This is a genomic window from Burkholderia territorii, assembly GCF_902833055.1.
GTDB classification, from domain to species: Bacteria; Pseudomonadota; Gammaproteobacteria; order Burkholderiales; family Burkholderiaceae; genus Burkholderia; species Burkholderia territorii.
The window spans coordinates 1-23,774 of the sequence record NZ_CADFEJ010000030.1; the positions used below are offsets into that span (position 1 = coordinate 1).

Genomic DNA, 23,774 nt, shown 5'->3' on the forward strand with positions numbered 1-23,774 from the left:
CGAGTCGGTCCCACCCCTTCCCATCCCGAACAGGACCGTGAAACGACTCTACGCCGATGATAGTGCGGATTCCCGTGTGAAAGTAGGTAATCGTCAGGCTCCCCTCAAGCCAGAAACCCCCGCCCAAACAGGCGGGGGTTTTTGCATTTGGAGCGTCAAAATCGGCACGCCGACTACGGCGGCCCTCGCATTTCGGCACCACGGCTATTCGATCGAGGCTACTCCGGTTTCGTCCGCGCAGTGCCCCGCACTGCAATTCAATGCTCCGCCTGCGCCGCATTGACATCCCGCCGAAACGCGCCCGGGCTCGTTCCTGTCCATTTCCGGAACGCGCGATGAAATGCGCTGGGCTCGGTAAAACCGAGTTCTACCGCGATTTCCGCGACGCTGAGCGTATCTCCGCGCAGCAGCGACTGGGCCAGCGCGCCTCGTAGCTCGTCCTTGATCGAAGCGAAGCTCTGCCCCTCGCTGCGCAGGCGTCGCCGCAGCGTCGCGGGCGTCGTGCCGAGGCGCGTGGCCAGCGTGTCGAAGTCCGGCCATTCGGCGGCCGGCTGCGCCTTCAGATGCGCGCGCGTCTTTGCGACCCAGCCTGTGTCGTGCCGATAGCGCACGAGCAGGTTGCCGGGCGCGCCGCGCAGGAAGGTTTTCAGGGCCTGCGTGGAGCGGATCGTCGGCAGCGCGAGGTATGCGGCGTTGAATGCGAGCCGGCTGTCCGGGCGGTCGAAATGGACGGGCACACCGAAGAACTGATGGTAGTCGCTGCGCTGGTCCGGGCTTGGGCACGCGAAATCGATGCGCTGCAACGGAATGCGTCGACCGATCAGCCAGCAGGCGACGCCGAGCAGGATCAACCAGAACGTCCGGTAAGCGAATGCCGAATACGGTGCGCCTGTCTGCGTGAGGACGATCTGTGCTTGACCGTCGGCGACCACGAGCTCGCCGCGCGGTTCGTCGAGCACCACGCGCAGAAACTGCAGCGCTCGCCGCAGCGCCTTCTCGAGCGTGCCCGCGTGCAGGACCGCATGACACAGCAGCGTGAAGCTGCCGCGCCGCATCGGCCGCGCCGCGAGTCCGAAGAATTCATCGTCGATCGCGTTGGCGATCGCCAGCCACAGGCGCCCGTACTGCTGCGGCGTGACGGGCTCGCGCACGGCAGCCGGCAGGCCGGCAATGCGCAGGACGGGCTCCGTCGGAATCCGCCGCCTGCGCAAACTCTCGAGCGCATCCTCGACGAAATCCGGTGAAATCATCTGCGGCCCCATTTTTTCATGTCCTCCAGACATGGCAAAAGCGATCACGATTCTAGATTCTGTTTGTCATTGATTGCAATGTGACGGCTGTCTACCATCATCGATATACCCCGGTTCGCCGGCGGGCATAACGAACAGGAGACACGCATGCGTGATGGAGCAACCGCCCGGGTGGTGCCGGCCTACGCCGACGCGGTGGCCGGATTTCGTATCGAGACCGCCGCCGCAACGCTTTACGGCGATCTGGAGCAGGGCCTGAATGCCTGCGTCGAATGCTGCGACCGGCATGCGGCGGCGAACCCGGACGCGATCGCGCTGGACTGGATCGACGCGGGCGGCCAGCATCGCAGCTTTACGTTCGCGCAGATGCAGGCGCTCTCCGCGCGGGTCGCGAATCTGCTGGCCGAGCAGGGCGTGAAGCCGGGCGACGTGGTGGCTGGCCTGTTGCCCCGCACGCCAGAACTTGTCGCGACGATTCTCGGCACGTGGCGCGCGGGCGCCATCTATCAGCCGCTCTTCACTGCGTTCGGCCCGAAGGCGATCGAGCACCGGTTGCGCATGAGCGATGCGCGGCTGGTCGTCACGAACACTGCAAACCGCGCGAAGCTCGACGATGTCGTCGAATGCCCGCGTGTCGCGACGGTTCGCGAGTCGGGCGACGCGCTGCCGTCAGGTGACATCGATTTCCGCGCGGCACTCGACGCGCAGTCCGACGTATTCGAACCGGTCCCGCGCAAGGGCACCGACCTGTTCATGATGATGTCGACGTCGGGCACGACCGGTTTGCCGAAGGGCGTGCCGGTGCCGCTGCGCGCACTGCTCGCGTTCGGCGCGTACATGCGCGACGCGGTGGACCTGCGCGCCAGCGATCGCTTCTGGAACATCGCCGATCCGGGCTGGGCATACGGCCTTTATTACGCGATTACGGGCCCGCTGTTGCTCGGCCATGCGACGACGTTATACGAGGGCAGCTTCACGGTCGACAGCACCTACGACATGATCGAACGGCTCGGCATCACGAGCCTGGCGGGCTCGCCGACCGCGTACCGGATGCTGATGGCGGCCGGCACCGAAGCGGCCGCGCACCTGAAAGGGCAACTGCGGGTCGTCAGCAGCGCGGGCGAACCGCTGAATCCGGAAGTCGTGCGCTGGTTCCACGCGGCACTCGGCGCGCCGATCTACGATCACTACGGCCAGACCGAACTCGGGATGGTCGTGAACAATCATCACGGGCTCACGCACGTCGTCCATGCCGGTTCGGCGGGCTTGGCGATGCCCGGCTATCGCGTCGCGGTGCTTGACGAAGCCGGCCGCGAGCTTGGCCCCGGCGAGCCCGGGATCCTCGCGATCGACATCGCGCGCTCGCCGTTGCTGTGGTTCCACGGTTACTGGCAGCAAGACACGCCGGCGATCGCGGGCGGCTATTACCGGACGGGCGACAACGTCGAGCTCGAGCCGGACGGCACCGTGAGCTTTATCGGCCGCGCGGACGACGTGATCACGTCGTCCGGCTACCGGATCGGACCGTTCGACGTGGAAAGCGCGCTGATCGAGCATCCGGCCGTCAGCGAGGCCGCGGTGATCGGCGTGCCCGACCCCGAGCGCACGGAAATCGTCAAGGCGTTCGTCGTGCTGTCCAAAGGCTTCGACGGCACACCGGCGCTGGCCGACGAACTGAGCCAGCATGTGAAGCGGCGGCTGTCGGCACACGCCTATCCTCGCGCGATCGACTTCGTCGACGCGCTGCCGAAAACCCCGAGCGGCAAGATCCAACGCTTCGTGCTGCGCAAGCTGGAAGCCGAGAAGACCGCTCAATCCTGAATACTGAATACGGACTGCAAATGAAAATCAACGATCGCGTTTTTCTGATTACGGGCGCCGGTTCGGGCCTCGGTGCGGCGGTGGCGCGCATGGTGGTCGCGGAAGGCGGCAAGGCCGTGCTGCTGGACGTGAATCAAGACGCCGGTGCGAACCTCGCGCACGAGCTCGGCGCGGCTGCGCGCTTCGTGAAGACCGACGTGACGAGCGAAGCCGACGGGCAGGCCGCCGTTGCCGCCGCGCGCGACGCGTTCGGCCGCATCGACGCGCTCGTGAATTGCGCGGGCGTCGCACCGGGCGAGAAGGTCGTCGGCCGCGAAGGCCCGCATTCGCTCGATCGCTTCGCGCGGGCGGTGTCGATCAATCTGGTCGGCACGTTCAACATGATCCGGCTGGCTGCGGAAGCGATGTCGAAGCAGGACGCCGACGCGGAAGGCGAGCGTGGTGTGATCGTCAATACCGCATCGGTCGCGGCGTTCGACGGCCAGATCGGGCAGGCCGCGTATGCGGCATCGAAGAGCGGCGTGGTCGGTATGACGCTGCCGATCGCGCGCGAGCTCGCGCGATTCGGCATTCGCGTGGTGACGATCGCGCCGGGCATCTTCGCGACGCCGATGATGGCCGGCATGCCGCAGGACGTGCAGGACGCGCTCGGCAAGAGCGTACCGTTTCCGCCGCGGCTCGGCCGCCCGGAGGAATTCGCGGCGCTGGTGCGCCACATCGCCGAGAATACGATGCTGAACGGCGAAGTCATCCGTCTCGATGGCGCGCTGCGCATGGCACCGCGCTGACACTGGAGGAATGCAATCATGACGACACAGGATCCGATCGTAATCGTCGGCGCTGCGCGCACGCCGATGGGTGGTTTTCAGGGCGACCTGGCCGCGGCCAATGCGAGCGAGCTCGGCGCGGTGGCGATTCGCGCGGCGCTCGAACGCGCGCGGGTGCCGGCCGAGCGCATCGATGAAATCGTGTTCGGCTGTGTGCTGCCGGCCGGCCAGGGACAGGCGCCGGCGCGGCAGGCTGCGCTGAAGGCCGGCTTGCCGCTGGCGACGGGCGCGACCACGGTCAACAAGATGTGCGGCTCGGGGATGAAGGCCGCGATGTTCGCGCACGACCTGCTGCTGGCCGGATCGGCCGACGTGGCGGTCGCGGGCGGGATGGAGAGCATGACGAATGCGCCGTATCTGCTGCCGAAAGCGCGTGCCGGGATGCGCATGGGGCATGGCCAGGTGCTCGACCACATGTTCCTCGACGGGCTCGAGGACGCATATGACAAGGGCCGGCTGATGGGCACGTTCGCGGAGGATTGCGCGCAGGCTTACCAGTTCACGCGTGACGAGCAGGATGCGTTCGCGATCGCATCGCTGACGCGCGCGCAACGCGCGATCGCGGAAGGGCGCTTCGTGTCGGAGATCGCACCGGTGACCGTGAAGGCCGGCAAGACGGAAGCCGTCGTGTCGATCGACGAGCAGCCGGGCAAGGCGAAGCTCGACAAGATTCCGACGCTCAAGCCGGCTTTCCGCGAAGGCGGTACGGTGACGGCGGCCAATTCGTCGTCGATTTCGGACGGCGCTGCCGCGCTCGTGATGATGCGTCGCTCGGAAGCGGACCGGCTTGGCCTCGCGCCGAAGGCGGTGATCGTCGGGCACTCGACCTACGCGAACAAGCCCGGCCTGTTCGCGACGGCGCCGATCGGCGCGATCCGCAAGCTGTCGGAGAAAACCGGCTGGAACCTGCGCGATGTCGACCTGTTCGAGATCAACGAGGCCTTCGCGGTGGTGGCGATGGCCGCGATGCGCGATCTCGACCTGTCGCACGACAAGGTCAACGTGCACGGCGGCGCATGCGCGCTGGGCCATCCGATCGGTGCATCGGGCGCACGCGTGATGGTGACGCTGCTGGCCGCGCTCGAAGCATACGGGCTGAAGCGCGGCGTCGCGTCGCTGTGCATCGGCGGCGGCGAGGCGACGGCGATCGCGATCGAGCGCGTCGCGTAACGCTAGCGTATCGACGCATCACGCGCGATACGGCACGCATGCCGTATCGCGATGCGGGCGGCGGCCCTCGTGCACGTCGCCCGTTTCACTTTCCCGGGGCGTACGATCGCGTTACGCGCTCCCTCCCGGCGACACCGCCCCGCACGCGCGGATCACGAGCTGCACGACCTGCTCGGTCTTCTCCGCGAACGCCTTCTGCGTGAACGCACGCTTGCCGCTCAGCGCGCGGATCTGCGCATCGAAATCCGCGTAGTGCTGGGTGGTCGCCCAGATCAGGTACATCAACGCGTGCGCATCGATCGGCGCGAGCAGCCCGCGCGCGATCCAGCCTTCGATTACCGTCACGCGCGTGTCGAACCAGGGCTTCACGCGCTCCGACAGGATGTCCTGCATGTGCGCGGCACCGTGGATGATCTCGTTGGCCCAGACCTTCGAGCCGAGCGGGCGCCGCCGCGACAGATCCATCTTCGCGCGCACGTAGCCACCGATCGCCTCGACCGGATCGTCGCCGGCCTCGAACGAGCCGGCCGCGCGGTGCCAGTCTTCGAACAGGTCGTCGAGCACGCGACGGTACAGCGCAAGCTTCGTCGGGAAGTAGTAATGCAGGTTCGCTTTCGGTAGGCCCGCACGTTCGGCGATCATTGCGGTGCTCGCGCCGTCGAGCCCGCGCTCCGCGAATACGGCTTCCGCACAGGCCAGCAGATGCGCCTCGTTGGACTCGCGGATGTGCGCCTTGCGTCGCCGCAAAGGCGTGTTGGTTTCGTCGTCGCTGGTGGCTTCGGCGGCCGCTTCGTCATGTCTCATCGTCACCCTCGCGCGGCTCGCATGCCGCGTTGCGCTTCATTCTAGCCGCTGGTTCGCGTCGATCGCACATGCCCCCACAAATCGTCGCGCGCGATGCTGCGATGCGGTGGCACGTTTCTCGCTCCTTCGATTTACGCAAGAAAGGCATTGCGCTGTGCATTTTGATCGTCTAAAACCTGTCCAATCGGACAGGATTTGACGATCGACGGAATGCAGTGCCGGCAATCCGCCGAGCGACCGGACGAATCACGAGAACGATGCGCATCCGCACCTCGCCGGTGCGGATTTGCCCCGACAGCGGCAATGCGCGCACCGGCGGCGACCGGAACGACGGCATGACCGACCCACAGGAGCGATACGAATGGACGCGGTATCGGAAACAGTGAAGCGGGCAGCATTCGACACGTCGATCAAGGTCGACGGCAGGCGGTTGTGGGACAGCCTGATGGAGGTCGCGAAGATCGGCGCGACGCCGAAGGGCGGCGTCTGCCGCCTCGCGCTGACCGATCTCGACAAGGCCGGACGCGACTTGATCGTCGGCTGGGCGAAAGCCGCCGGCTGCACGGTCACGGTCGATACGATGGGCAACGTGTTCATGCGTCGCGCGGGGCGCGTGGCCGACGCGGCGCCGGTCGTCACCGGATCGCACGCCGATTCGCAGCCGACGGGCGGCCGCTTCGACGGCATCTACGGCGTGCTGGGCGGCCTCGAAGTGATTCGGAGTCTGAACGATCACGGCATCGAGACCGAACATCCGGTCGAGGTCGTGATCTGGACCAACGAGGAAGGTTCGCGTTTCGCGCCGGCGATGGTCGCGTCGGGTGTGTTCGCGGGCGTGTTCCCGCTCGAGTACGGGCTGTCGCGCAAGGACGTCGACGGCAAGACGATCGGCGAGGAACTCGCGCGTATCGGCTACGCGGGCGACGTGCCGTGCGGTGGTCGCAAGCTGCATGCGGCGTTCGAACTGCATATCGAGCAGGGGCCGATTCTCGAGGCGGAGTGCAAGACGATCGGCGTCGTGACCGACGCGCAGGGGCAGCGCTGGTACGAGATCACGTTCACGGGGCAGGAAGCACATGCGGGGCCGACGCCGATGCCGCGACGCCGCGACGCGCTGCTCGGCGCATCGCGCGTGGTCGATCTCGTGAACCGGATCGGCCTCGATCACGCGCCGTTCGGCTGCGCGACGGTCGGGATGATGCAGGTTCACCCGAACTCGCGCAACGTGATTCCGGGGCGTGTGTTCTTCACCGTCGATTTCCGTCACCCGGACGACGCCGTGCTCGCGAAGATGGACGCCGCGCTGCGCGATGGCGTCGCGCGCATCGCGGGCGAGATCGGGCTCGAAACCGCGCTCGAGCAGATTTTCTACTACAAGCCCGTCGCGTTCGATCCGGCCTGCGTCGCGGCCGTGCGCGACGCGGCCGATCGCTTCGGTTACTCGCATCGCGACATCGTGTCGGGCGCGGGTCATGACGCGTGTTACCTGGCGCAGGTCGCGCCGACGTCGATGGTGTTCGTGCCCTGCGTCGACGGCATCAGTCACAACGAGATCGAGGACGCGACGCCTGCATGGATCGAGGCCGGCGCGAACGTGCTGCTGCACGCGATGCTGTCGCGCGCATGCGAGCCGGCTTCATGATGGATCGGGTATAGCGCGGCGGGCAGGCTGCGCATCACGTAACCGTAGCACTCCTGATGCATGACCGCCCCGACTGCGCATTCGCAGGCGGCGGGGACGGCTTTGTCTCCACTCAGTCGAAGGAACGCGTATGACCACCAAGCCAACCGGCGATATCGCCGCGCATCGCCTGTCGTCCACGCAACTCTCGTGCGAATTCGCCGATATCGCGCCGCTGCTCGATCCGACTGCCGCCGCGGCCGCCGCCAGCCGCTGCCACTACTGCTACGACGCACCGTGCGTGCAGGCCTGCCCGACGCAGATCGACATTCCGGGCTTCATCCGCAAGATCGGCAACGGCAATCTGAAAGGTGCCGCGACCGACATCCTGTCCGCGAATCCGCTCGGCGGGATGTGCGCACGCGTGTGTCCGACCGAGATCCTCTGCGAAGGCGCGTGCGTGCGCAATCATCAGGACGCGCAGCCGGTTGCGATCGGCGCGCTGCAGCGGCATGCGACCGACTGGGCGATGGCGAGCGGCGCTGTGCGATTCACGCGCGCACTCGACACGGGGCGGCATGTCGCGGTGGTCGGCGCAGGGCCGGCCGGGCTGGCCTGCGCACACCGGCTCGCGCTCGCCGGGCATCGCGTCACGCTGTTCGATGCCCGGCCGAAGGCGGGCGGCCTGAACGAATACGGGATCGCTGCGTACAAGACGGTCGACGATTTCGCGCAGCGCGAAGTGGCGTGGCTGTTGTCGGTCGGCGGCATCGCGCTGGAAACGGGCGTCGCGCTCGGCCGCGACGTGACGCTCGATGCGCTGCGCGAACGGCATGACGCGGTGTTTCTCGCGATCGGCCTCAGCGGCGTGCGCACGCTCGCGATCGACGGCGAGCAATTGACCGGCGTGATGGACGCGGTCGACTTCATCGAGCAGGTGCGGCAGGCCGACGCGCTGGAGAACGTGCCGGTCGGGCGGCGGGTGGTCGTGATCGGCGGCGGCAACACGGCGATCGACGCATCGGTGCAAAGCCGCAAGCTCGGCGCGGAGCGCGTGACGATGCTGTATCGCCGTGGCGTGGACGCGATGAGCGCGACCTGGGCCGAACGCGAATTCGCGCAAAAGAGCGGCGTCACGCTCATCACGCACGCGAAGCCGGTGCGCATCGCGGGTGCGGACGGGCACGTGACGGGCGTCGAATTCGAGGCCGCGTCGGGCGAGCGTTTCACCGTCGACGCCGACATGGTGCTGAAGGCGATCGGCCAGACGCTGGCGCCGGACGGTGTCGCCGCCGCGCTGCTGACCGCGGACGGTTCGCGCATCGCGGTCGACGCGGACGGACGCACGGCATTGCCCGACGTATGGGCCGGCGGCGATTGCGCGGCGACGGACGGCATCGACCTCACGGTGCAGGCCGTACAGGACGGCAAGCGTGCGGCGGCGGCGATCGACGCGGCGCTCGCGCAGCGTGCCGCCAAGGCCGCGTGAGCACGGCATACGCAACGGCATCGCGCACGGCGCATGCATGGCGCGCGCCACGCGGATCACGATAAACGCCCCCCTTTTCACGGAGCCGAACATGGCCGACCTTCGCTGCACCATCGCAGGCATCACCTCGCCGAATCCGTTCTGGCTCGCCTCCGCGCCGCCGACCGACAAGGCGTACAACGTCAATCGCGCGTTCGAGGCGGGCTGGGGCGGCGTCGTCTGGAAGACGCTCGGGCTCGATCCGCACGTCGTCAACGTCAGCTCGCGCTACGGCGCGGTGCAGTGGAACGGCCAGCGGATCGCCGGGTTGAACAACATCGAGCTGATCACCGACCGCCCGCTCGACGTGAACCTGAAAGAGATCACGCAGGTGAAGCGCGACTGGCCCGACCGCGCGCTGATCGTGTCGCTGATGGTGCCGTGCAACGAGCGCGACTGGAAATGGATCCTGCCGCTGGTCGAGGATACGGGCGCCGATGCGGTCGAGCTGAACTTCGGTTGCCCGCACGGGATGAGCGAACGCGGAATGGGCGCGGCCGTCGGGCAGGTGCCGGAATACGTCGAGATGGTCACGCGCTGGGTCAAGGAAGGCACGAAGCTGCCGTGTCTCGTGAAGCTCACGCCGAACATCAGCGACATCCGGATGGGCTCGCGCGCCGCCTACAAGGGCGGCGCGGACGGCGTGTCGCTGATCAACACGATCAACTCGATCGTCGCGGTGGATCTCGACCAGATGGCGCCGATGCCGACCGTCGACGGCAAGGGCACGCACGGCGGATACTGCGGGCCGGCAGTCAAGCCGATCGCGCTGAACATGGTCGCGGAGATTGCGCGTGACCCGGAAACGCCGAACCTGCCGATCTCCGGCATCGGCGGAATTTCGTCGTGGCGCGACGCGGCCGAGTTCATCGTGCTCGGCGCCGGAAGCGTGCAGGTGTGCACCGCCGCGATGCATTACGGATTCCGGATCGTATCGGATCTCGCCGACGGGCTGTCGAACTGGATGGACGAGAAGGGCTACGCGACGCTCGACGACGTGCGCGGGCGCGCGGTGCCGAACGTGACCGACTGGAAATACCTGAACCTGAAGTACGACATCAAGGCGCGCATCGACCAGGACCGCTGCATCCAGTGCGGGTTGTGCCATATCGCGTGCGAGGACACGGCGCACCAGGCGATCACGGCCGAGAAGGACGGCGTGCGGCACTTCGAGGTGGTGGATGCGGAGTGCGTCGGGTGCAATCTTTGCATGCATGTGTGTCCGGTCGAGCAATGCATCACGATGGAGCGGGTCGACGCGGGCGACTATGCGAACTGGACCACGCATCCGAACAACCCGGCGCGTGCCGACGCCGGCGCGAGCCCGGCGGAACCCGCGAAGCACGCGAAGGCTGCCTGACCGACGGCCGGCGGCGCGGGATCGCTCGCGCTGCTGCTTGTGTCCTGTCCTGCCGGCATCTCGCGATGCCGGCACTGACGTTTACGTGGAGCGCGTCCGATGAAACCAGCAGCGATTCCCGCCGATCCCGACAGCGCCGCGGCGCCGGGCGGCAGCCTGTACAACGACGACCTCGCCCCGACGACGATGGCGCAGCGCACATGGCGCTGGTATCACTTCGCGGCGCTGTGGGTCGGGATGGTGATGAACATCGCGTCGTACATGCTCGCGGCCGGGTTGATCCAGGAAGGCATGTCGCCCTGGCAGGCGGTGCTGACGGTGTTGCTCGGCAACCTGATCGTGCTCGTGCCGATGCTGCTGATCGGTCATGCGGGCGCGAAGCATGGAATTCCGTATGCAGTGCTCGTGCGCGCGTCGTTCGGCACACAGGGCGCGAAGCTGCCCGCGATGCTGCGCGCGATCGTCGCGTGCGGCTGGTACGGCATCCAGAGCTGGCTCGGCGGCAGCGCGATCTACACGTTGCTGAACATCCTGACCGGTAACGCGCTGCACGGCGCCGCGCTGCCGCTCATCGGCATTTCGTTCGGGCAGCTCGCGTGCTTCCTCGTGTTCTGGGCGCTGCAGCTGTACTTCATCTGGCATGGCACCGATTCGATCCGCTGGCTCGAGAGCTGGTCCGCGCCGATCAAGGTCGTGATGTGCATCGCGCTCGTGTGGTGGGCGACGTCGCAGGCGGGCGGCTTCGGCACGATGCTGTCGGCGCCGTCGCAGTTCGTTGCGGGCGGCAAGAAGGCCGGGCTCTTCTGGGCGACGTTCTGGCCGGGCCTGACCGCGATGGTCGGCTTCTGGGCAACGCTCGCGCTGAACATTCCCGACTTCACGCGCTTCGCGCATTCGCAGCGCGACCAGGTGATCGGGCAATCGATCGGGCTGCCGCTGCCGATGGCACTGCTGTCGGTGGTGTCGGTCGTGGTGACGTCGGCCACCGTCGTGATCTACGGCAACGCGATCTGGGATCCGATCGATCTGACGAGCCGGATGACCGGCATCGGCGTCGGCATCGCGCTCGTGATTCTCACGCTCGACACGATGTGCTGCAATCTTGCGGCGAACCTGGTCGGTCCTGCTTACGATTTCTCGAGCCTGTGGCCGAAGGCAATCTCGTACCGCACGGGCGGGCTGATCACCGCGACGCTCGCGATCGTGATGATGCCGTGGAAGATCCTTGCGACGACGGACGGCTACATCTTCACCTGGCTCGTCGGCTACTCGGCGCTGCTCGGGCCGGTCGCGGGCATCCTGATGGTCGACTACTTCCTGATTCGCGGCACGCGGCTCGACACGCGCGCGTTGTTCGACGAGCGCGGCGACTTCAGCTACGCACGCGGCTGGAACCCGGCCGCGCTGGCCGCGCTCGCGATCGGCGTGCTGCCGAACCTGCCCGGCTTCCTGCATACCGCGTTTCCGGCGTCGTTCCCGAACGTGCCGGCGTTCTTCAATACGCTCTACACGTATGCGTGGTTCGTCGGGCTCGTGCTGGCGTCCGGCGTGTACGGTACCTGGATGAAGTGGCGCGCCGGACAGCGCGCGCAGATCGCGAGCGCGTGATGCGCGAGCGCATGCGGCACTCGACAGTCAACGAGGAGGCAAGCAAATGGCAATCCTGATTCGCGGCGGCACCGTGGTCGATGCGGACCGCACCTATCGCGCGGACGTACTGTGTGCCGACCCGCAGGACGGCGGCACGATCCTGCAGATCGCGGAGACGATCGACGCGCCGGCCGGCGCGACGGTGGTCGACGCGCACGACCAGTACGTGATGCCGGGCGGCATCGATCCGCATACGCACATGGAACTGCCGTTCATGGGCACGACGGCGAGCGACGACTTCTATTCGGGCACGGCCGCCGGGCTGTCGGGCGGCACGACCAGCATCATCGATTTCGTGATTCCCAGCCCGAAGCAGCCGCTGATGGACGCATTTCACGAATGGCGCGGCTGGGCAGAGAAGGCCGCGGCCGACTACGGTTTCCACGTGGCCGTCACGTGGTGGGACGAATCGGTGCACCGCGACATGGGCACGCTCGTGCGCGAGCACGGCGTGTCGAGTTTCAAGCACTTCATGGCGTACAAGAACGCGATCATGGCCGACGACGAGGTGCTCGTGAACAGCTTCTCGCGTTCGCTCGAACTCGGCGCGCTGCCCACGGTGCACGCGGAGAACGGCGAACTCGTGTTCCGGCTTCAGCAGGCGCTGCTCGCGCGCGGGATGACGGGCCCGGAGGCGCATCCGTTGTCGCGACCGCCCGAGGTGGAGGGCGAGGCCGCGAACCGCGCCATCCGCATCGCGCAGGTGCTCGGCGTGCCCGTGTATATCGTGCACGTATCCGCGAAGGACGCGGTCGATGCGATCACGCGCGCGCGCAGCGAAGGGTTGCGCGTATTCGGCGAAGTGCTGCCGGGACACCTGGTGATCGACGAGTCGGTGTATCGCGATCCGGACTGGACGCGCGCGGCCGCACATGTGATGAGCCCGCCGTTCCGCTCGGCCGAGCATCGCGAGGCGCTGTGGCGCGGGCTGCAGGCGGGGCAGCTGCATACGACGGCGACCGATCACTGCGTGTTCTGCGCGTCGCAGAAGGCGATGGGCCGCGAGGACTTCACGAAGATTCCGAACGGCTGCGGCGGTGTCGAGGATCGGATGTCGGTGCTGTGGCATCACGGCGTGAATCATGGCCGCATCACGCCGAACGAGTTCGTGCGGATCACGTCGACCAACGCCGCGCAGATCTTCAACCTGTATCCGCGCAAGGGGGCCGTGCAAGTGGGCGCCGATGCCGATCTGGTCGTGTGGGATCCCGCAGCGACGAAGACGATCTCGGTGAAGACCCATCACCAGCAGGTCGACTTCAACGTGTTCGAAGGGATGACGGTGCAGGGCGTCGCGACGCATACGCTGACGCGCGGTGCGCTTGCCTGGGCCGACGGTGAGCTGCGTGCGGTGCGCGGCGCGGGTCGCTATCTGAAGCGGCCGCCCGCGGCCGGCTACTACGAAGCCGCGCGCATCGCGAACCGGCTGCGCGAGCCGCATCCGGTCGAACGCGCGGGCTGAGCCGCGCATTTCGTCGGTTGCGCGGGGCGTGCCCGTTCGGATCGCCCCGCGCGCGTTCATGCATCACCGTCACTGCCTCTTCTCGGCCTCCCGGTCAATTCGCTCAATATGTGGGACGGGTCGAGCCTCGTCGCGTCCGTGCAATCTTCATGTACATAGGAGAACTTGGTAAATTCACGGCGCCAGCGAAACCGCATGGCGCTTGCCATTTTGTTTGCGTTGTCGTCGTGCATGACGGCGAGTAATATCCACCGACGGCGTGACAAGGGCGAGCCGGGCCGCCCTGCCGAGCAATCCAATAAACATAGAGAGCAAGGAGTACGAGGTGGATATTCTGCGCAGTCTCCTGGGTATGCTGTTCCTGCTGATGGTGGCCTATCTGCTGTCGAACAATCGGCGCGCGGTGAGCGGCCGAACCCTGATCGCCGCGCTGCTCACACAGTTCGCGATCGGCGCGCTGGTGCTGTTCGTGCCGTCCGGCCGCGCGGCGCTGGCGGCTGCGGCGAACGGTGTCAACCGCGTGCTCGACATGGGCAATCACGGCATCGCGTTCGTGTTCGGCGGGCTCGTCGACGCCCGGATGTTCCAGTTGTTCGGCGACGGCGGGTTCGTGTTCGGCCTGCGCGTGCTGCCGATGATCATCTTCGTCACCGCGCTGATCTCGGTGCTCTACTACATCGGCGTGATGAAGTGGATCGTCGCGATCCTCGGCGCGGGGCTCGCGAAAGTGCTCGGCGTGAGCCGCATCGAGGCGTGCTCGGCCGTCGCAACGATCTTTCTCGGGCAGAGCGAAATGCCCGCGCTCGTGAAGCCGTTCGTGCGGCACATGACGGGCGCCGAGATCTTCACGGTGATGGCGAGCGGCATGGCATCGGTCGCGGGCTCGGTGCTGGTCGGCTACGCCGGCCTCGGCGTGAAGATGGAGTACCTGCTTGCCGCGTCGTTCATGGCAGTGCCGGGCGGGCTGCTGTTCGGCAAGCTGCTGTTTCCGACCGTGGAGCCGAGCCGCGTCGTGGTCGACGGGCTCGATTTCGACGACAAGCGCGCGGCCAACGTGATCGAGGCGGCGGCGTCCGGCGCGTCGGTGGGGCTGCGGATCGCGATCAACGTCGGCGCGATGCTGATCGCGTTCGTCGGACTCATCGCGCTGATGAACCTCATCGTCGGCGGCGTGGCCGCGTTCGCGGGCTTTCCGCAGGTGACGCTGCTGGGCATCATCGGTCACCTGTTCGCACCGCTTGCGTGGATCATCGGCGTGCCGTGGCACGACGCCGCGCTGGCCGGCAACTTCATCGGCGAGAAATTGATCTTCAACGAGTTCGTCGCGTACGGTGACTTGTCGCCGTATCTGAAGGGCGGCGAGCACGTCGCGGCGGCCGGCCTTCAAGTGCTCGACCCGAAGACGCTCGCGATCGTGTCGTTCGCGCTGTGCGGCTTCGCGAACTTCTCGTCGATCGCCATTCTCGCGGGCGGCTTCAGCGCGGTCGCGCCCGAGCGCCGCTCGGAAGTCGCGCGGCACGGCTTGCGTGCGCTGACGGCCGCGACCTTGTCGAACCTGATGAGCGCGGCGATCGCCGGCCTGTTCTTTTCGCTGCACTGAGCGATCGAGGAGACGCAACGATGTTTCTGCCGCAGGAATTCATTCGCCGCAAGCGCGACCGGCAGCCGCTCGATCGCGACGAGATTGCCGCGTTCGTGCGCGGCGTGACCGACGGCAGCGTGACCGAGGGCCAGGTGGCGGCGTTCGCGATGGCCGTGTACTTCAACGACCTGAGCACCGACGAGCGCGTCGCGTTGACGCTCGCGCAGCGCGATTCCGGCGACGTGCTGGACTGGCGCGCGCTCGATCTCGGCGGACCGGTCATCGACAAGCATTCGACGGGCGGCGTCGGCGATGTCGTGTCGCTGATGCTCGGGCCGATGGTGGCCGCATGCGGCGGCTATGTGCCGATGATCTCGGGGCGCGGGCTCGGCCATACCGGCGGCACGCTCGACAAGCTCGGTGCGATCGCCGGCTACGACGTGACACCGGACCCGGACACGTTTCGCCGCACCGTGCGTGACGTCGGTGTCGCGATCATCGGGCAAACCGCGCGGCTCGCGCCGGCCGACAAGCGCATCTATGCGATTCGCGATGTGACGGCGACCGTCGAGTCGGTCGCGATGATCACCGCGTCGATCCTGTCGAAGAAGCTCGCGGCGGGGCTCGACGGGCTCGTGATGGACGTCAAGGTCGGCTCGGGCGCGTTTATGCCGACTGCCGCGAAATCGGCGGAGCTGGCACGCAGCATCGTCGACGTCGGCAACGGCGCGGGCATGAAGACGACCGCGATCCTGACCGACATGAACCAGTCGCTCGCGCCGTGCGCGGGCAATGCGCTCGAGGTGGCCTGTGCGATCGACTACCTGACGGGCAAGTCGCGACCGGCGCGCCTGCACGACGTCACGATGGCGCTGTCGGCGCAGTTGCTCGTGACCGCCGGGCTGGCGCGCGATGTCGCCGACGCGCGCACGATGTTGCTGCAGGTGCTCGATTCGGGCGCCGCGGCGGAACGCTTCGCGAGAATGGTGGCGGCGCTCGGCGGCCCGGCGGACCTGATCGAAGCGCCCGCGCGTCATCTTGCGCGGGCGAATGCGATCGTGCCGGTTCCGTCGCCCGCGAGCGGCGTGGTGAAGCGGGTCGATTGCCGCGCGCTCGGGCTCGCGGTCGTCGCGCTCGGCGGCGGCCGCACGCGCGCCGAGGATGCGATCGACCACCGTGTCGGCCTGACGGCGCTCGCGGAGATCGGCCAGCGTGTCGAAGCCGGCCAGCCGCTCGGCTACGTACATGCCCGCGACGACGCGGCCGCCGCCCGTGCGGTGGAGGAAGTACGGCAAAGCTACGTGCTGGGCGAGACGGGCGATGCGCCGCCGACCATCTACGAGCAGATCGGCTGACAGGCGCCGATGCCGGCGCGGCGGAGCGTGCGGGTATCGACGCCTGCTTCACATGACGGGAGTATCGTGCGGACCGAGGTGCGTCGCGTCGATGCATCCCGGCCCACCACTGGAGGCACCATCGAGATGGAACGAGACGAGCTGATCGAACAGGCCAGGGCGGCGCGCGAGCGCGCATATGCGCCGTATTCGCGCTTCAAGGTCGGCGCTGCGCTGGAGGCGCGCGACGGAACGGTTTTTCACGGCTGCAACGTCGAGAACGCGTCGTACGGACTGTGCAATTGCGCGGAACGCACGGCGATGTTCGCGGCGATTGCCGCCGGCTATCGTCCGGGCGACTTCGCGCGGCTCGCGGTGATCGGCGACACGGACGGCCCGATCGCGCCGTGCGGCGCGTGCCGTCAGGTGATCATCGAGATCGGCATGCCCGACATCGAAGTGATCCTGGCCAACCTGAAAGGGGCCGTCGAGGTCACGACGGCCCGCGCGTTGCTGCCGGGCGCATTCAGCCTGTAACGCACTCGCCTCGGCGCGCCGCACGCCGCACGTATCACGCCGCGCGTATCACGCCGCGCGTATCACGCGCCGTCGCGCGCGTCGCGGATCGGGATCACCGTTCGCGCGCCGCACTGGCGCAGCAGGTCGCGCAGTTCGTTGATGACCGGAAACACCTCGTGGTTCCAGTCGGCGCCCTGCCGGTCGTGCGCTTCCTGCTCGCGCTCGACGATCCAGCGATCCTCGCGGAAGATCCGCTCGGTGAACCAGACGAGCAGCGGCCACGCGAGATCGAGCGCGAACGGAATGCGCGGCTTGTGGATCGACAGCAGCCCGAACGTGCGGTTGGTGCGTTGTTGCTCGTCGAGCGGCACATAGACGATCCACAGATCCATCACCAGCGTGCCTTCGCTCGAACGGATCTGCAGCGTCTGGTACGGGTAGCCGGTGCGCACCGTCATCACGCTCTTGTTGGCCTGGTCGCCGGGCTTCTTGCTCGAGCCGAACACGAGCGCCTCGCCGACCGGCTGCTTGCCTTCCATGCGCGCGAACGTGTAATCGACCTCGACCCAGTCGTCGCCGCGCCGCCGGCCGATCGAGCGTGCCCGCATCTGCCCCATCTGCTTGCGATGCAGGAACTGATGGTTCATGTCCATCAGGTTCTCGTGCATGAACGAGTAGTGGCACTTGACCTCGCGGCCGAAGCGGCGCGTCTTGAATGCCGGGTCGTCCGCGGATGCGAGCGCGGGGAACGGGCGTTCGTCGGCGAGCGTCGCGTCGCCGGGGAACACGAAGATCAGCCCGTGCGCCTCGCGGCACGGATAGGCGCGCACGCCGTTGGGCAAGCGCTCGCGGCCGAGATAGGGCACGTCGACGCAGCGGCCGGTGTCGCACGCGTAGGTCCAGCCGTGATAGCAGCAGCGCAGCGTTTCACCGCTGACGACGCCCGCATGCAACGGCACCTGGCGGTGCGCGCAACGATCTTCGAGTGCATGCACGGCGCCGGATTCGGTGCGCACGAGCACGATCGGATCGCCGGCGAAGCGCACGCCGAGCGTCTTGCCGCGCTTCAGTTCGCGCGACCAGGCAAGCGGATACCAGTGATCGGGATGGATGGGCACGCGGCGCAGGTCGCGCACGACCGCGCCGGTGGACGGTTCTTCGAAGGTGCCGCTGTCAGACAAAGGCACTGCGCGCATGCGTGACGCCTCCTGGCTGGACGGTGGTCCGGACGCCGCAACAAGCGGCGTGGCTTGGGAGAAGTCTACGCGAAGTTGCATCGCATGGCAGATGCGATGCGGGTTTGCACCGGCACGGCGAGTGCGGGCTGCTTGATGCGGCGCAAACCGGGGGCGTGGCCGGCACGTGAGCTATACGACGCTGCCGGGCCGTGGCTACGGCTACGGCCGCGCGACGGGCCGCACGCCGTCACGCGGCCGGTTGCCGATCACGAGCGCGCATCGCGCCACAGCACCGGGTCGGCACGGTACAGCGCCGGGAAATAGTGTTTCAGCCCGGCGACCTTCGGCAGGTCGTTGAACGCGATGTACGGCGCGTCGGGATGCAGTTCGAGATAGTTCTGGTGATACGCCTCGGCCGGATAGAACCCCTTGTAGTCCTCGACGCGCGTGACGACCGGCGCCGGGAACGCATGCGCGGTGCCGAGCTGCGCGATGTACGCGGTCGCGACCGCGCGTTGCCGCGCGGTGGTCGGGAAGATTGCGGACCGGTATTGCGACCCTTCGTCGGGGCCTTGCCGGTTGAGCTGGGTCGGATCGTGGGCGACCGAGAAGAACACTTGCAGCAGCCGGCCGTAGGTGATCTGCGTCGGGTCGTAGACGATGCGTACCGATTCCGCATGCCCCGTCAGCCCGGAGCCGACGAGCGCATAGTGCGCGGTTTCGGACGCGCCGCCCGCATAACCGGCCGTGACCTGCTTCACGCCCTTCACGTGCTCGAACACGCCCTGCACGCCCCAGAAGCAACCGCCGGCAAACACGGCCGTCTCGTCGTGCGATGCGCCGGGCGTTTCGTCGACCGTCGGCGCGGGCACGGTGCGCATCGGCTCGGCGGAGTTGACGACGCGCTGGTAGCCGAACACGGCGGCGGCCGCGACGGCGAGCGCGCCGATGCGGCGCAGCATTGCCGCGCGCCGTCGCGGCGTGGAAGCGCGGGTCGGTGTCGGGTTCATCATTGGCTCCTTTGAGATGCGTTGGGGAAGACGGCGATCGGGTGTCGGCATCGCACTCGTTCAACCGAACGTGAACGCGTACGCATCGACACCCGGATCGAGAAACTCGATCGCGAACGTGCGATCGGCGATTGCGCCGGGCTGACGGACGAGCTGGTACAGGCGCTGCCCGGTGACCGTCCCGTAGCCCCGCGCATCGACGTCGGCGCCGTGTGCGGCACCGGGCGCGGTGCCGTCGAGCGTCACGCGAAAGCGCACCGGCTTGCCGTTTTCACCGGGGCCGAGCACAAGGTGCAGGTCACGTGCATGGAAGCGGTAGACGATGCGGCCGGACGGCGCGGCGAGCGACGCGCGTTCGGCGCCGACCTGCCAGGTGCCGGCGAGGCCCCAGTCGTTCAGGCCGGCGTGCGCGGGCGCGTCGTAGCGGTGTGCCGTGTCGCGTACGACGCCGCCCGGCGACGTGAAGCCGTCCGCGCGCGCATAGCCGACATAGGTTTCAGGCGAACGGACGTCCGCGCTGTCGGCCGCCGCGAGCGCGCCTTTCGCGGGCGCGCCGGCGAGCCCGAGCGGCACCTTCAGCGCTTCCGGGTGGCCGGCCTCGGCGAGCAGCGACTGGATCGCGCGTTCCGATTCCGCATATTCGCCTTCGCCGAAATGATGGCGGCGCACGCGTCCCTGCGCGTCGACGAAGTAGTGTGCCGGCCAGTATTCGTTGCTGAACGCGCGCCAGATCGTGTAGTGATTGTCGATCGCGACCGGAAAATCGATGCCGAGGTCGTGCACGGCCTTCTTCACGTTGCCGATGTCGCGCTCGAATGCGAACTCGGGGGCATGCACGCCGATCACGACGAGGCCGTACGGCGCGTACTTGCGTGCCCAGGCAGTCGTGTACGGCAGCGTGCGCAGGCAGTTGATGCACGAATACGTCCAGAAGTCGACGAGCACGACCTTGCCGCGCAGCCCGGCCGCGGTAAGCGGCGGGGAATTCAGCCACTGCACGGCGCCGTCGAGCGACGGCAGCGTGCCTTCGACGGGCAGCGCGGCCGGTGCCGGCGTCGCGGGCGAGACATCCGCCGCGCGCATCATCGCGCCGCCGGATTGCGCGGCATCGGCCGTCGCGGACATCATCGCGCCGCCCGAACCGGCCGCGGTGCGGTCTGCCGGGCCGTCCGCCGGGGTGCCCGTCGCGGACATCGCGGCCGGCGCGCCGCCCGAGTGCCCGCCGAGTCGCGCGACGAGCTTCGTCTCGAGTCCGCCCGTCGTGACGGTCGACAACTGCGCAAGCGCCCCCGTATCGAGGCCGAGCGCGATCGCGCCGACGCCGGCCAGCAGCGCGGCGCCGATCCCGCGCTTGATCCATTCGCCCGCGCCGAGCGAGCGCTTCATCGCGGCGAACACCTTGCCGCCGATCACGAGCGCGACGCCGAGCGACGTTGCCGCGCCGGCCGCATACGCGACCAGCAGCAGCGTCGTGCCGACGCTCGCGCCGCGCAGTGCGGCGCCGGTCAGCACGAGCCCGAGGATCGGGCCCGCGCAAGGCGCCCACAGCAGGCCGGTGGCGACGCCGAGCAGCAGCGACGACAGCGGCCCGGCCGGGCGGCCGTCGCGCTGCGCGAGGCCGGTGAGCCGGTTGCCTGCGGCGACGAGCGGGCGCGTCAGGTGTTCGGCGACGCGCGGCATCAGCAGCGTCAGCCCGAACAGCGCGAGCAGCACGATGGCGGCCCAGCGGCCGGCCTGGTTGGCCTGCGCGACCCAACCGCCGCCGACGGCGGCGAGCGTCGCGACGACGGCGAACGTGAGCGCCATCCCGGCCAGCAGCGGCAGGCCGGTGCGCACGAACGGCTGGTCGGCGCGCGCGAACACGAACGGCAGCACGGGCAGGATGCACGGGCTCAGGATCGTGAGCACGCCGCCGAGATAGGCAAGGACGATGAGCAGCATGGTGCGTTCTCCAGTCGGTCGGAGGTAGGGCCGGATCAGGCGGCGGCCGGGTGGAAGACGAGCGCGAGGCCGTTCATGCAGTAGCGCAGCCCGGTGGGCGGCGGGCCGTCGTCGAACACGTGCCCGAGATGGCCGCCGCAGCGGCGGCAGTGGACTTCGGTGCGGACCATCCCGAACGACGTGTCGGCATCGGTCGCGACCGCATGGTCGAGCGGTTTCCAGAAGCTCGGCCAGCCGGTGTGGCTGTCGAACTTGGTGGCCGACGAGAACAGCGCGAGGCCGCAGCCCGCGCACGCGAACGTGCCGGGGCGATGTTCGTCGTTCAGCGCGCTGCTGTACGGCCGCTCGGTGCCGGCGTCGCGCAGGATCGCGTATTGGGCGGGCGTGAGCCGGCGATGCCATTCGGCGTCGCTCAGGGTGACCTCGAAAGGGGCGGCCGTTTGCGGCGTGGCCGACGATGCGGCGAACGCGCGGCCGATCAGCGCGCGCCGACCGGCGGACGATAGCGTCGCAAGCGCGGCGAGGCCGGTGGTGCCGGCGAACAGCAGCAGATGTCTGCGGGTGGGCATGATGGGCTCCGGGCAGGTCCTGAAAACATGCGCCCATCGTAGACAGCGGCCGGTGTCGAAGTCCTCACGGAAAGTTAAATGAATTGTGATGATTGGCCGGGTGGTGCGTCGGGGTGTGACGGGATTCGGATGAGCGTTGGACAGACGCGGGGTGGGCTGCGCTCGAAGCGTTGCCTTTTGTTCACGATGAGCAACTTGCTGTAGTGGCGGTCCATCGCTATCTGGAGCGCTGCAGCAGGTGCAGCGTGTCGGCACATCGTCCTTTGACATGCCGATCGAATCGGACTGCTGCTCGAGCGCTGCCTGCCTGTGAGGACGAGTGCGGCGAGCGTCTGGTACGCACGGCTGAATCGGCAGGTTGCGGTAGCCAATGCATGGTGCGCGCGTGGACGTCGAAATCGACAGTTTCTACGTAGAAACTCAGGAAGCGTGTCTGGACGTCCGTAGTTGCGCTGCGGAAGCGCCCCCGATGCTCTTCACCGAAATGTGCAGCCGTCGGCCGCACCAGGCGGAATGAAGGGGAACATGGTAAGGGCTATGTTCCCCTTGATTTCGGGACTAAGCGAAGTCTCAGTGTGGAGGTACCGTGTCCGAGGGACATGGAGCGCCCCCGCCATGGCGATCGAAAAACGCTGCCGCCGCCCTCTCGGCGCCCCCGTTTCTGGTGCGGGCGGCGACGTGCGGTGGGCGGGTTCATTGGTCATTGCATCACTTGCGGGCATGGAGGTTCTCGTTCCGGCCGGGCGACTGGAGGGTGGCTTCTTCTCTGGCGACGCCGAATCTCAATTGCGAGCACCCACATTGAGCGCGGGGTGGGGGCGAGGGCTTCGGCGGGAAGATGGCTGGATTCTCTCCGCGGTGCGGAGAGAATTGGGGGAGTGCCCGGCAGGGTTCCGCCGATGCTGAGATTCCGGTAACGTGGCCACTGCTGGCGCGCACCGGCCCGCCGATTCCTCCATTCCCAACAAGATGACCGAACTCGTCCCTGCATCCCTCTTGACCGACATCCGCCGCATGATTGATTCGGCGCGCGCCCGCGCGGCGGCCGCAGTCAACGCTGAACTGACCCTACTTTATTGGCAGGTTGGTTGTCGCATTCGGGATGATGTGCTTGGCGGTGAGCGCGCGGGCTACGGACAACAGATCCTCCCCGCGCTCGCTCGGCAGCTGAGAGTCGAATACGGCCGGGGTTGGAGCGAGCAGCAATTGCGCCACTGCATCCGCGCGGCCGAGGTGTTTCCGGACGAGTCAATTCTCTCCGCACTGCGGAGAGAATTGAGCTGGACCCATCTGAAGATGCTGATGTACGTCGACGACCCGCTCAAGCGCGACTTCTACATTGAACTCTGTCGCCTGGAGCGCTGGTCGTCGCGGCAGTTGCAGGAGCGGATGCAGTCGATGTTGTTCGAGCGAAGCGCGCTGTCGCGGCAACCCGACGAAGTGATTCGGCGCGAAGTGGCACACCTCCGCGACGCGCAGCAGATGTCGCCCGATCTCGTGCTGAAAGATCCGTACATCCTCGACTTTCTCGGCCTCAATGATCACTACCTCGAGCGCGATCTCGAGGATGCGATCCTGCGCGAGATGGAACAGTTTCTTCTGGAACTCGGCGCCGGCTTTACATTCGTCGCGCGCCAGAAGCGGCTGCTGATCGACGACGACGACTTCTATCTTGACCTGCTGTTTTACAACCGCAAACTCAAACGTCTGGTCGCCATCGAATTGAAGCTCGGTTCCTTCAAGGCCGAGTACAAGAGTCAGATGGAGCTGTACTTGCGCTGGCTCGCGAAGCACGAGCAGGAGCCAGATGAAGCGCCGCCGATCGGCATTATCCTGTGTGCGGGCAAAAAGCAAGAGCAGATCGAATTGCTTGAACTCGGCAAAAGTGGGATTCACGTCGCAGAGTACCTCACGGTGCTCCCGCCACGCGAGACGCTGCAGGCGAAGCTGCACCAATCGATTGCCGCGGCACGTGCTCGGCTCGACGAAAAGCGGGAGTCGTGACGGACGCCCCCTTATCGAATATCGAAAATGCTCCCAGCCCAGCTTCGCCTGACGTGGCTGGTTCAACACAATTGGTCGAGCCGTGAGTTGGCAGCTACGTTGCTGCCGCCACCCGACGACGCGCGGGAACCGGTGACGTCAAGA

Annotated in this window: 18 protein-coding genes and 1 rRNA gene; 13 read left to right on the plus strand and 6 right to left on the minus strand. The window is 67.3% G+C overall.

The window, feature by feature from the left end; translation table 11 throughout:
* Positions 1 to 99, plus strand: a 5S ribosomal RNA gene (gene rrf / locus HW466_RS32360); the annotation flags it as partial.
* A 158-nt stretch (positions 100 to 257) separates the two neighbouring features.
* Here the strand turns inward: rrf and HW466_RS29150 are convergent.
* Positions 258 to 1,262 carry an AraC family transcriptional regulator gene (locus HW466_RS29150; RefSeq protein ID WP_151004484.1) on the minus strand — a complete coding sequence of 335 codons (1,005 nt, stop codon included), beginning with the start codon at positions 1,260 to 1,262 and terminating at the stop codon, positions 258 to 260.
* 135 nt (positions 1,263 to 1,397) lie between these two features.
* Between HW466_RS29150 and HW466_RS29155 the strand changes: the two genes are divergently transcribed.
* Genes HW466_RS29155 through HW466_RS29165 form a run of 3 tightly spaced genes read left to right on the plus strand, consistent with a single transcriptional unit; the run spans position 1,398 to position 5,068 of the window.
* On the plus strand, positions 1,398 to 3,071 hold the full coding sequence (locus tag HW466_RS29155) for an acyl-CoA synthetase (protein ID WP_151004482.1): 1,674 nt from the start codon (positions 1,398 to 1,400) through the stop codon (positions 3,069 to 3,071).
* Between the two features lie 20 nt (positions 3,072 to 3,091).
* A complete protein-coding gene (locus HW466_RS29160) occupies positions 3,092 to 3,859 on the plus strand; it encodes a 3-hydroxyacyl-CoA dehydrogenase (RefSeq protein ID WP_151004480.1) in 768 nt (255 codons plus the stop codon).
* Positions 3,860 to 3,877: 18 nt separating this feature from the next.
* A complete protein-coding gene (locus HW466_RS29165) occupies positions 3,878 to 5,068 on the plus strand; it encodes an acetyl-CoA C-acetyltransferase (RefSeq protein ID WP_060345949.1) in 1,191 nt (396 codons plus the stop codon).
* A 111-nt stretch (positions 5,069 to 5,179) separates the two neighbouring features.
* Here the strand turns inward: HW466_RS29165 and HW466_RS29170 are convergent, their stop codons facing one another.
* The gene (locus HW466_RS29170) at positions 5,180 to 5,872 is read right to left on the minus strand and encodes a TetR/AcrR family transcriptional regulator (RefSeq protein ID WP_059797886.1); all 693 of its coding nucleotides are present in this window, start codon (positions 5,870 to 5,872) and stop codon (positions 5,180 to 5,182) included.
* 361 nt (positions 5,873 to 6,233) lie between these two features.
* On the opposite strand from HW466_RS29170, the gene HW466_RS29175 reads away from it, so the two are divergent.
* The 8 genes from HW466_RS29175 to HW466_RS29210 all read left to right on the plus strand — a co-directional run bounded on the left by HW466_RS29175 (position 6,234) and on the right by HW466_RS29210 (position 16,946).
* Positions 6,234 to 7,514, plus strand: coding sequence for a Zn-dependent hydrolase (locus HW466_RS29175; protein WP_059506264.1), 1,281 nt, complete (start codon positions 6,234 to 6,236; stop codon positions 7,512 to 7,514).
* A gap of 130 nt (positions 7,515 to 7,644) precedes the next feature.
* A complete protein-coding gene (locus tag HW466_RS29180; RefSeq protein WP_151004478.1) occupies positions 7,645 to 8,982 on the plus strand; it encodes an NAD(P)-dependent oxidoreductase in 1,338 nt (445 codons plus the stop codon).
* A gap of 91 nt (positions 8,983 to 9,073) precedes the next feature.
* The gene (gene preA / locus HW466_RS29185) at positions 9,074 to 10,381 is read left to right on the plus strand and encodes an NAD-dependent dihydropyrimidine dehydrogenase subunit PreA (protein ID WP_151004476.1); all 1,308 of its coding nucleotides are present in this window, start codon (positions 9,074 to 9,076) and stop codon (positions 10,379 to 10,381) included.
* Between the two features lie 99 nt (positions 10,382 to 10,480).
* A complete protein-coding gene (locus tag HW466_RS29190; protein WP_059943172.1) occupies positions 10,481 to 11,989 on the plus strand; it encodes an NCS1 family nucleobase:cation symporter-1 in 1,509 nt (502 codons plus the stop codon).
* Positions 11,990 to 12,035: 46 nt separating this feature from the next.
* Positions 12,036 to 13,493, plus strand: a complete 1,458-nt coding sequence (gene hydA, locus HW466_RS29195) for a dihydropyrimidinase (protein ID WP_059450117.1) — start codon at positions 12,036 to 12,038, stop codon at positions 13,491 to 13,493.
* 325 nt (positions 13,494 to 13,818) lie between these two features.
* The gene (locus tag HW466_RS29200; protein WP_059450116.1) at positions 13,819 to 15,093 is read left to right on the plus strand and encodes a NupC/NupG family nucleoside CNT transporter; all 1,275 of its coding nucleotides are present in this window, start codon (positions 13,819 to 13,821) and stop codon (positions 15,091 to 15,093) included.
* A gap of 20 nt (positions 15,094 to 15,113) precedes the next feature.
* Entirely contained in the window at positions 15,114 to 16,430 is a 1,317-nt protein-coding gene (gene deoA, locus HW466_RS29205) for a thymidine phosphorylase (protein WP_174905999.1), read from the plus strand.
* A gap of 126 nt (positions 16,431 to 16,556) precedes the next feature.
* Complete coding sequence (locus HW466_RS29210; protein WP_059450114.1) at positions 16,557 to 16,946, plus strand: cytidine deaminase; 390 nt, start codon at positions 16,557 to 16,559, stop codon at positions 16,944 to 16,946.
* Positions 16,947 to 17,008: 62 nt separating this feature from the next.
* Here the strand turns inward: HW466_RS29210 and HW466_RS29215 are convergent, their stop codons facing one another.
* The 4 genes from HW466_RS29215 to msrB all read right to left on the minus strand — a co-directional run bounded on the left by HW466_RS29215 (position 17,009) and on the right by msrB (position 21,626).
* Positions 17,009 to 18,124: an aromatic ring-hydroxylating oxygenase subunit alpha gene (locus HW466_RS29215; protein ID WP_059506254.1), complete on the minus strand. Its 1,116-nt coding sequence runs from the start codon at positions 18,122 to 18,124 to the stop codon at positions 17,009 to 17,011.
* Positions 18,125 to 18,372: 248 nt separating this feature from the next.
* Positions 18,373 to 19,116 carry a peptide-methionine (S)-S-oxide reductase MsrA gene (gene msrA / locus HW466_RS29220; RefSeq protein WP_059506278.1) on the minus strand — a complete coding sequence of 248 codons (744 nt, stop codon included), beginning with the start codon at positions 19,114 to 19,116 and terminating at the stop codon, positions 18,373 to 18,375.
* Between the two features lie 60 nt (positions 19,117 to 19,176).
* Positions 19,177 to 21,057 carry a cytochrome c biogenesis protein DipZ gene (locus HW466_RS29225; protein WP_174905998.1) on the minus strand — a complete coding sequence of 627 codons (1,881 nt, stop codon included), beginning with the start codon at positions 21,055 to 21,057 and terminating at the stop codon, positions 19,177 to 19,179.
* A 35-nt stretch (positions 21,058 to 21,092) separates the two neighbouring features.
* On the minus strand, positions 21,093 to 21,626 hold the full coding sequence (gene msrB / locus HW466_RS29230) for a peptide-methionine (R)-S-oxide reductase MsrB (protein ID WP_059506250.1): 534 nt from the start codon (positions 21,624 to 21,626) through the stop codon (positions 21,093 to 21,095).
* Between the two features lie 969 nt (positions 21,627 to 22,595).
* Between msrB and HW466_RS29235 the strand changes: the two genes are divergently transcribed.
* A complete protein-coding gene (locus HW466_RS29235; protein WP_059506248.1) occupies positions 22,596 to 23,630 on the plus strand; it encodes a PDDEXK nuclease domain-containing protein in 1,035 nt (344 codons plus the stop codon).
* Positions 23,631 to 23,774 lie beyond the last annotated feature (144 nt).

Coding starts and splice junctions, on each gene's coding strand:
- preA (WP_151004476.1), top strand. CDS start 9,074: ATGGCCGACCTTCGCTGCACCATCGCAGGCATCACCTCGCCGAATCCG.
- HW466_RS29170 (WP_059797886.1), bottom strand. CDS start 5,872: ATGAGACATGACGAAGCGGCCGCCGAAGCCACCAGCGACGACGAAACC.
- HW466_RS29180 (WP_151004478.1), top strand. CDS start 7,645: ATGACCACCAAGCCAACCGGCGATATCGCCGCGCATCGCCTGTCGTCC.
- deoA (WP_174905999.1), top strand. CDS start 15,114: ATGTTTCTGCCGCAGGAATTCATTCGCCGCAAGCGCGACCGGCAGCCG.
- hydA (WP_059450117.1), top strand. CDS start 12,036: ATGGCAATCCTGATTCGCGGCGGCACCGTGGTCGATGCGGACCGCACC.
- HW466_RS29235 (WP_059506248.1), top strand. CDS start 22,596: ATGACCGAACTCGTCCCTGCATCCCTCTTGACCGACATCCGCCGCATG.
- HW466_RS29165 (WP_060345949.1), top strand. CDS start 3,878: ATGACGACACAGGATCCGATCGTAATCGTCGGCGCTGCGCGCACGCCG.
- msrB (WP_059506250.1), bottom strand. CDS start 21,626: ATGCCCACCCGCAGACATCTGCTGCTGTTCGCCGGCACCACCGGCCTC.
- HW466_RS29215 (WP_059506254.1), bottom strand. CDS start 18,124: ATGCGCGCAGTGCCTTTGTCTGACAGCGGCACCTTCGAAGAACCGTCC.
- HW466_RS29160 (WP_151004480.1), top strand. CDS start 3,092: ATGAAAATCAACGATCGCGTTTTTCTGATTACGGGCGCCGGTTCGGGC.
- msrA (WP_059506278.1), bottom strand. CDS start 19,116: ATGAACCCGACACCGACCCGCGCTTCCACGCCGCGACGGCGCGCGGCA.
- HW466_RS29155 (WP_151004482.1), top strand. CDS start 1,398: ATGCGTGATGGAGCAACCGCCCGGGTGGTGCCGGCCTACGCCGACGCG.
- HW466_RS29210 (WP_059450114.1), top strand. CDS start 16,557: ATGGAACGAGACGAGCTGATCGAACAGGCCAGGGCGGCGCGCGAGCGC.
- HW466_RS29225 (WP_174905998.1), bottom strand. CDS start 21,057: ATGCTGCTCATCGTCCTTGCCTATCTCGGCGGCGTGCTCACGATCCTG.
- HW466_RS29190 (WP_059943172.1), top strand. CDS start 10,481: ATGAAACCAGCAGCGATTCCCGCCGATCCCGACAGCGCCGCGGCGCCG.
- HW466_RS29150 (WP_151004484.1), bottom strand. CDS start 1,262: ATGGGGCCGCAGATGATTTCACCGGATTTCGTCGAGGATGCGCTCGAG.
- HW466_RS29175 (WP_059506264.1), top strand. CDS start 6,234: ATGGACGCGGTATCGGAAACAGTGAAGCGGGCAGCATTCGACACGTCG.